Origin of the sequence: Gemmiger formicilis (genome assembly GCF_016901605.1) — a bacterium.
GTDB classification, from domain to species: Bacteria; Bacillota; Clostridia; order Oscillospirales; family Ruminococcaceae; genus Gemmiger; species Gemmiger formicilis_B.
Map to the genome: position 1 here is coordinate 1 of NZ_JACJKP010000167.1, position 6,235 is coordinate 6,235.

General features: G+C 55.0%; 3 protein-coding genes and 5 pseudogenes. All 8 read right to left on the bottom strand.

Translation table 11 applies throughout. The features are described from left to right. Positions 1–29 precede the first annotated feature (29 nt). Positions 30–767: pseudogene (locus H6B10_RS11710) on the bottom strand (DUF3849 domain-containing protein); the annotation flags it as partial. Positions 768–792: 25 nt separating this feature from the next. Beyond that, positions 793–2,394: pseudogene (locus tag H6B10_RS11715) on the bottom strand (helicase-related protein); the annotation flags it as partial. Beyond that, a pseudogene (locus H6B10_RS11720) lies at positions 2,375–3,967 on the bottom strand (CD1108 family mobile element protein); the annotation flags it as partial. The pseudogenes H6B10_RS11720 and H6B10_RS11715, both read right to left, overlap by 20 nt. Next, positions 3,949–4,269 (bottom strand): annotated as a pseudogene (locus tag H6B10_RS11725) (VirB6/TrbL-like conjugal transfer protein, CD1112 family); the annotation flags it as partial. The pseudogenes H6B10_RS11720 and H6B10_RS11725, both read right to left, overlap by 19 nt. A gap of 156 nt (positions 4,270–4,425) precedes the next feature. After that, positions 4,426–4,917, bottom strand: coding sequence for a hypothetical protein (locus H6B10_RS11730; protein WP_204651776.1), 492 nt, complete (start codon positions 4,915–4,917; stop codon positions 4,426–4,428). 49 nt (positions 4,918–4,966) lie between these two features. Beyond that, positions 4,967–5,239: a DUF5720 family protein gene (locus H6B10_RS11735; protein ID WP_204651777.1), complete on the bottom strand. Its 273-nt coding sequence runs from the start codon at positions 5,237–5,239 to the stop codon at positions 4,967–4,969. 11 nt (positions 5,240–5,250) lie between these two features. Beyond that, positions 5,251–6,186, bottom strand: coding sequence for a ParB/RepB/Spo0J family partition protein (locus H6B10_RS11740; protein ID WP_204651778.1), 936 nt, complete (start codon positions 6,184–6,186; stop codon positions 5,251–5,253). Beyond that, positions 6,143–6,235 (bottom strand): annotated as a pseudogene (locus tag H6B10_RS11745) (ParA family protein); the annotation flags it as partial. The pseudogene H6B10_RS11745 and the gene H6B10_RS11740, both read right to left, overlap by 44 nt.

Consider the following 6,235-nt stretch of genomic DNA (forward strand, 5'->3'; position numbering starts at 1 on the left):
CTGGACTTCCCGTTTGCGCTTCGGGGCGCTCACCGTTCCGGCTCCTTCTTCTTATGGGTCAGAGCTTTGGCAGCAGTCTGTTTCGGTTCCTGCTTCAAATGTTCCCGAACCGAGGCACGGGGGTTACGCAGCTCTTTGGTTCGATCTTCACTGGCCAGGATGGTGGCATAGGTTCCCGGCAACCCTTTCATGCCGGTAAAAGCCAAGCTGCGGAACGGCAGGAGATTCATCAACCGGTCATGGTCTTTGCTCCCGGCACGATTCAGAAACTCCGGGGAAATGCGGGCCATGTAATGTGTCCCGTGAGGGCTGTTCGGCACATCCGGTGCGCGCAGCTCCCACAGAATCCGTTCTGCCTCTGCCTGGATGTCCGCTGCCGTCAAGGGCTGGCGCATCTGTTCCATACGGACCAGATCTATAAACCCATCCAGCACGGCGGGATGGCTGTTTACGGCATAGCCGTAGCGGACAGTATCGGAGTTGTCGTTGGGAATGGTCTTTGCCCACGCCTTGTTGCGAGGCGAGTAACGACCATCCCAGTCCTGGAGCTGGACGGTATTGGCCAGAACAAACATCACCCGGTCAATACCGTAGGTCTCAATCACATCCTTGGCAGCATCACGGCTGAGATACATCCCGTCGAAGTGCTCCCGCACCGCCGCTTCAATAGCCTCCTTGCATTGGAGATTGGCCCGGTTGGAGGCCCGGTACTGCTCAAGCTCCCCATGCTCTTTCGCGTAGGCAGCGGAGTGAGGGTAAATGGCAGTATTCATATCGTTTGTTTTCATGTTTTTATCGCACCTCCTCATGCTGTTTCGGTTTCTTTTCGGGGTTGCGAGGCGGCACTGGACGTTTCAAGCTATCCAGCACCGAGGACCGGGCGCTCTTGGCGATCACGGCCTCCGGCTGAGAGCGGCCCTTGCCATCCAGATTCAGAAGCGTATCCAGCTCCACCAGACGGGCAGACTTTATCCGCAGATCATCCTCATAAGGGAAAGGCTTGCCCACTTCCTCCTTGGCAGCGGCCTGCTGCTGGTACAGATTGTCCAGCTGGGCCTTGGTCGCCTCCAGGCGCTGGGACATCTGCGCGAGTGCATTGTCAATACGGGTCAGGTTGCCGCGAGGGTCCGTGCCGAGGCTTGCCCGGTGGGTCATCTGGCCTTTCAACAGGAGCGTATATTCCTGTTTCCAAGCGGAAAACTCCACGGACATAGTAAAGCCCCGGTAACTGCCGATCTGCACCGGTTCGGAGCCTTTGACCTCCTTACAGGCGTCCAGCAGAGCTGCACCGGCGTTTTCTTTGTCAGTCAGCACATCGCCCCGGATCTCCATCCCCGCAAAGCCATCCTCCGGGTGAGGATGGGTGGCCAAGGTCTCCAGGTCCGCTTCAAAGCCTTTAATAAACCCCTTGTTAGTTTCGATTTCCTGGGGGAAGTATTTGAGCAACTGATCCTCCAGGCGGTACTGCTTGCTCTGATGGTCGGCTTTCATCAGCTTCAGACGCGCAACCTCCACATCCAAATCCATGCGCTCCTTGATACGGGGGTCTCCAGCGCACAGGGCCTTGATCTCGGCAAAGGACAGCGCCGTTTCGTCCACATCATCGCAGGAGCGGACCGGCGATTTAGAAGTCATAATCTGCGAAATGAATTTTTGCTTGTTCTCAACTGTCTGCCAGAGATAAGCGTCAAAAGTTCCCTCGGTGACATAGCGGTACACATGGACAAGAGGGTTCTGGTTGCCCTGGCGCTCGATACGGCCTTTTCGCTGGGCAAGGTCTCCCGGACGCCACGGACAATCCAGGTCATGGAGGGCCACAAGGCGGTCCTGCACATTGGTGCCAGCGCCCATTTTGGAGGTGCTGCCCAGCAGAACACGCACCTGCCCAGTGCGGACCTTGGAAAACAGTTCTTTCTTCTGCACCTCGGTCTTGGCGTTGTGGATAAAAGCAATCTGCTCGGCGGGCATTCCCTGGGCGATGAGCTTCTGGCGGATGTCCTCATAGACGGTAAAGGCAGGCTCCGGCTCATCCAACGGCACAGCTTGTTCCAGCGCATGAAGTGTGGGATTGTCCAGCTGTTTGGCTGCCTTTTTGGAGGGAGCTGCCTGGGGCGTGGAAATGTCGCAGAATACCAGCTGGGTTAGCTTGTCAGCCTCGCCGTCTCGCCAGATCTGCATGATATTACCCACACACTGATTGACCTTGGTGCCGGGTTCATCCGGCAGCAGCTGGTTGATGATACGCTGGTCCAGACCCAGCTTGCGGCCATCGCCGGTAATCTTGAGCATATTGTCCTCTGAGGGGTCAACGCTGCCGCTGTGTACTCTGGAGGCGCGCTCGGAGAGAACCTGCACCATCTCTTTTTGATGTTCAGTAATCAGGCCTACCCCATTGCCCGTGAGATTGGAACCACGGGATGCCCTGCGCCTGACAGGCGGAAAAGCGTGGTTCGGACAGTCCCATCTGGCCATAACACCAGGACACAAAGCAAGCACACCACTCCACACGGGAGGTAAAACCAAACCAGCGCCAATAAGGCTCACCGCCCACATTGCCCACCTGGCTCTTGGCAATATCGACCACGGCCTGATTGCCGGGGCGGGTGCCGTTGACAAACTGCACGCCGGTCAAGCTCTCGGAATCGCTGGTGTCGGCAGACCCACCACCAAAGATCAGCGGTTTGTTGCCCAGCGTGCTGCGGTACACCTGATACATTTCCAGCTGTTCCGGAGTCAGCAGCTCCGAAGCCACAGAGGATATGGGCTTGCTGGTGAGCTTCACATTCAGAATGTAATACTCGTAGGGAACTTCTACCTCGTACTCGTATTCTTCCGTTGTGACCTCGCCGGTCTCCGGGTCAGTAGATGTGGTGGTGCCGGTCCGGGTCTCTGTCCGGTATCGAGTCTCCACTTCCTCGGTAAGCGTCAACTCGTACTGTGCATCAAACACACGCTCCAGCTCCGCCTGGGCGCTTGCCTGCGTGTAGCCTTGCAGCACGGCGGAGAGATAGGCCGCCAGCTCATGGGGGTCATGCCCGATCATGTCCAGATCATAGCGGTACTCGTCATACCCAGGATGGCTGCTTTCGATGCCGTCGATCTCCGCTTGCAGTGCCGCCTCCTTGGCTGCATAGTCGGCCTCTACCGCCACCATCTCCGGGTCATTCGACGGATAGGTGGTGCCGGACACCACAGAACCGATACTCTGTGCCATCATCGAGCAGGAGGACATGGTGTTGAGCAGCAGACAGACAATCAGGAAGATTACCCCCACGAGGATGAAACCTCTTTTGTGGCGCATGACAAACGCACCCGCCTGCTGGGCCTTTTCCTTGGCAGCCTTGGCCGCCTTACCGGTGGCCTCCGCAGTCTTGGCAGCACTTCCGGCAGACTGACCGGCGCGCTTGGCAGCGGCATACTGCTTCTTGATGGTCCGTTTCTGCTGCCAGCGGGAGAAAGGATTGCTGGCAAGCTGGGGATTTTCCTGCAAAGATTTCTGGTACAAGGCGTTCACATTGGCCTTTTCCAGCTTTTTCTCGGCCTGGGCTGCTTTACGATAGGGCTTCAACTTGTGACTGCGATAGCCCTCCCGAACCAATCGTGCGCCGGTCTCTGCGGCCTCCTCGGACTTGTGGGCGCTCTCCACGCCCACATTGTCCTGTTCAGCCTCCTGGATTTCCTTGTGGAGTTTCCCCAGCGCAGCATTGGCGGGGGCATCTCGTACCGCATGGGACAGCTTGGAGGGCGGCTTTTTCTTGTCCTCCAGCACCAGCTTCGTGGTTACTTTGCCGATTTCCGGGTCCACCGTCTTTTGCCGGACCTTCTTTTTCGGAATTTTGGCCTGCGCCTTATCCGCTTTGGCGGTGGCCTTGTCCGCCTTGCGGATGGGCTTTTCCAGCGCCGGATCAGCCCGTTCCTCGTCCGTAAAGCGCAGGCGTGGCCCCTTACGGCAGATTTGAACACCCACTTGAAGATCATCCAGGTGTCCACATCATGCAGATTGTTTTTGTCGGTAATCATCTGAATCAGCTCCATCGTCATCACGATAGCCAGAATCACACCAGCAATCGGCACCATGATGCTGTTGGAGAGGTTCTGAATCATACTGAAAATGCTGCCGTTCCAGCCCTGGGGAGTCTGACCTACCTGTGTGGCAATGTCTCCGACCTGCTGGTTCACACTATCGAACATCCCCGTTAGGTTGCTCATAATGCCGCCGACAAGCATTTCCTTCAGCCAGTCAGTAAGGGCATTGAGTAAGGCATCCATACGGTGTCAACCTCCTTTCAGCCGCCCCCGCTTGGGGGCAGGGGCGGCAAGGATGTCTTAGGACTGTTTAACGGGGGTAACGATCAGACGGTGAACAGAGAGGAGAGCAGCGGCACGAGGATATATCACCTGCCTTGCCGTTCGTGTTTCATCGTGTTACAGGTCATAAAACACATCATCCACTGAAACGCCTCTGACCGTTTTGTCGAGATCGGCAATCAATGCATCTAACTGCGAACTGACTTCACTGTATTCCCAATTGACCCCTTTGTAGAGGCGACACTCTGTAACATACTCATTACCATCCAAGGCGAGATAAAAATCAGCGGTGACAAGAAATCCGGCATCATGTAATAGCCATAGATTTATAGTTTGAGCATCAATTGGGCTACCGGAACCATTTTCAGAATATAGAAGCGTTACCCACTTCTTGAAAAGCTCTGATTCGCAATACTCCATGCACTGCTCTCTGTTTTTTTCAGTGCGAAAAGAGTATATGGTCTCGGAGTTTTCCCAGATGGTACGAATAAGAGACCGCGGATCAACTTCTTCCAAAAGGTTTTCCAGTTCGACTTGCTGGTTGTAAGTCGATTCAGTAGTTATAAAGATATCCTTCAGTGTGTTTTCCAAATCTTCAACTGTGTGCATATATATCCCCCAATCTCGCAATGGTCTATTTCTTCCAACATACAACATATCAAGGGTGATGCTTTCTTTTAGGCTTGAAGTCGAGGACATGGCCCTCGATCACATGGGCATACCGCTTGATTTTGATTTCCCGGCGCTGCTGACTCAGGAGAGCGGCCTGATACCCGTCCTCTGTGAGAAACAGCCGCATTTCATCACCGGGGCTACCGTAAGAACTGGGACGCTGAACGGAAAACTCGATCATCCAGCGGGTGTTATCCTGAAAACGCTCTACGGCAAGAATGTTGTGCCCTTTCAGCTCACGGGCTGAAATATCCCTCATAGGCGGCTCCTTCATCGTTCCTGGTCTCTCTGGCGCTTCTTCTGCCACGCCTCCAGCAGCTTGATAATGGTTTCCTGCATCCGCTGGGGCGTGTAACTCTTGGGAAAATACTTCCGCAGGGTGTCGGAGGTGAAAGTCACCCGGTCCAGATCGCTTTTCTTTTCCTCGCCCATGATGACGCGCATCATATCGAGGGTCAGATGTCCCTCCTGGCTGTATCTCTTGAGCCGCTGGGCCTGGGAAAGAGAGGGGGTAGACTGTTCGCTGTCCATCGCGTCCAGCAAATCCCGCTGTTCCTCTTTTTTGAGGAAAGACAGCTCATAAGCTGGATTGAGTGCGATTTTCCGTTCATCAATCATATCCAGCAGTTCGGGAATCAGTTCTGTCAGGCGGATATAGCGTTGAATTTGATTTCGGCTCTGACCAACTTGCTCGGCCAAAATATCACGTAACTTCTTTCCATCCGACTTGTGCCCAACTTGGGCACAAGTTAAATCGGACCGTTCCCCTTGGTGCTTCATAGCCTCTAGCTTCATCTTGTAGGCAAAGGCTCTCTCGCTGGGAAGCAGGCTTTCCCGCTGCAAGTTGCTGTCCACCATGATGATGGTGGCGGCATCATCGTCCAGGTCGCGGACAATGACCGGCATGGTTTCTTTCTCGGCCAGTTCACTGGCCCGGTGCCGCCTGTGACCGGCTACCAGCTCATAGCCACCCTCCGGGTCCGGGCGAGCAATCGCCGGAACCAGAACACCGTACTGCCGAACACTGTTGGCGGTCTCCATCATGGCTTCGTCATCCTTGACTTTGAAGGGATGGTTCTTGAAAGGATGCAGTTCAGACAGCGGGATTTCCCGTACCTTCTCCAGCTTGGCATCCTGGCGGCTTTCTTCGGTGGAAAACAAGTCATCGTATGGAGCAAGCTCTACTTTTTTCGCGCTGCTTTTCAAGTTTCATCACCTCCTGGGTCAGATTCTTGTAACCCTCGGCCACTTTGCC